This window comes from Flavobacterium sp., assembly GCF_043756175.1.
Taxonomy (GTDB): Bacteria; Bacteroidota; Bacteroidia; order Flavobacteriales; family Flavobacteriaceae; genus Flavobacterium.
This window is the reverse complement of the sequence record NZ_JAYURN010000050.1, coordinates 1-2,038: the sequence shown is the minus strand read 5'-3', so window position 1 is coordinate 2,038 and position 2,038 is coordinate 1. Positions and strand designations below refer to the sequence as shown.

At 33.1% G+C, this 2,038-nt stretch carries 1 protein-coding gene and 1 pseudogene; both read right to left on the bottom strand.

Annotated features, from left to right (window positions below):
- On the bottom strand, positions 1–1,206 hold a 1,206-nt coding region (locus tag ACH2BP_RS03080), incomplete at its 3' end, for a dihydroorotase family protein (RefSeq protein ID WP_395056900.1).
- A gap of 30 nt (positions 1,207–1,236) precedes the next feature.
- A pseudogene (locus ACH2BP_RS03075) lies at positions 1,237–2,038 on the bottom strand (hypothetical protein); the annotation flags it as partial.

The following is a 2,038-nucleotide window of genomic DNA, read 5'->3' as shown; positions in this document are numbered from 1 at the left end:
TTTGATTTGCATTCCAAGAAAAGCAGAATTTTTAGATTTTGATAAGATGTTCGATTTGGTAAAAATACTTTTCGGTTCCGGATTGAATAAGGTTAGGTTGGCTTTTAAACCTTCTTCGATGGAGTGACTTTCGATACTGAAAACAGCTTTTCCTGCAGTCAATTTTTCGATTATAGTTTCTAATGGAAGAACCGTCATTAAAGCGCCAAATGCGCTTTCTAAACCAATTGTTCCATTTTTGGCGGTGTCAAATTCCATTTTTTTATGCTCAATATCTATCGGGTTATGGTCGGAAGTGATCATATCAATCGTTCCATCTTTTATTCCTTTTAGCAATGCCTTTCTATCCGTTTCTGTTCGCAATGGTGGTGAAACTTTATATCTGGTATCAAATCCTTCTAATGTTGAATCGGTTAAAACCAAATGATGGACAGCTGCACTACAAGTTACATTCAATCCTTTGGCTTTAGCTTCTTTGATTAATTGCATTGATTTTGCAGTTGAAATGGTTGGAATATGTAATTTTCCTCCGGTATATTCCAGTAGAAACAGATTTCTTGCTATTTGTAATTCTTCGGCAAGATTCGGAATTCCTTTCAGTCCTAATTGAGTAGAAACAATACCTTCGTTAGCAACTCCGCTTCCTTTTATTTTTTCATCTTGAGCAAATGCAATTACCAGTCCATCAAAATCCTGTACATATTGTAATGCTATTTTAAGCAAATTGGCATTATCCAAGCTTTTATTATAGTCTCCAAAAGCAATAGCGCCCGCTTTCTTCATATCATACAATTCCGCCATGTCTTTTCCTTCGCTTTCTTTGGTCAAAGCACCAATTGGGAAAAGTTGTGTTGCAAATCCATGCGCTTTGTTTAATACAAAATTAACCTGTGATTGATTGTCAATAATAGGGAAGGAGTTGGGTTGTAAGGCGATTGCAGTAAAACCACTTTTTGAAGCGGTGTTAAGTCCGTTTTCAATAGTTTCTCTATCTTCGTAACCAGGTTCTCCAAAGGAAACACTACTGTCAAACCAGCCTTGTGAGATATGTAAATTATCGAGTTTTACCTCCTCAGCATTTTCTGAATTTGGAAGAGCAGCTCCAATTTTTTTTATAAAACCATCAACAATTAAAACATCTAAAGTCTGGTTATGAAAAGGACTTTTTGAATCAATAATTTTTGCTTCTCTGATGATTATTTTCATAAGTATTTTTTAATTATTTGAACTTCGTTTCTATTTTACGAATCTTATAATTGCCATTTCAGCTAGTAGAAATAACAGCGCAAAGATAACAAACCATTTCCAAATTTGATTATCGGTTTTGTTAGTTTGTAAAGTATCAAAAAATGTTGATGTAGAATCGATTATTTTGTAGTCGGAGAGAAGGTTTTCATTGGCTTGAGCCAAATCACTTTCGGTTCTATTGTAATTGAAACTAATGTTTTCCAACCACTCTTTTTTGTTATATATTTCAAAGTTTCCAGCCTGCTCCGGATAATCATTGAAATTCATTTTGATCTTATTATTGAGGATTTGTTGTACTGGTATAAATTGTTCTTCGGCACCTTTTACGGTTAAAATATCGTCTTTGTTTAATGAAGCGGCTGTTAAATGAGGATTGTTATTTCCTATAGTTAAAGCATTTATGCTGTTGTTTTGATTGTTTACTGCCATTTTGTAAAAAGTAGGCACAATTAATGGCGATTGCTGGAAATTTGAATTAGTAGTATTAATTGGTGCCGAAAACACATAAATGGATGAAACAGGATTCTGTATTGCTGTCAAGAAAATACTTTGGTCTTCATAAGATAATGCGGCAGGACTTGAACTGGATAATACAAATGAATTTTTTGTTTTTGGATATTGAAAATTATTAACATTATTCTCAAAAACGGACTTGAATAATGGATGACTGAAATTAATTTTAGTGATTAATTTTTCTTTATTTTCTAAAGAATTAAATTTTACGTTACCAAAATTCATCAAAAATGCATTCATATTTGCACTTGTGGCTACAACCGAGGGAATCACAATA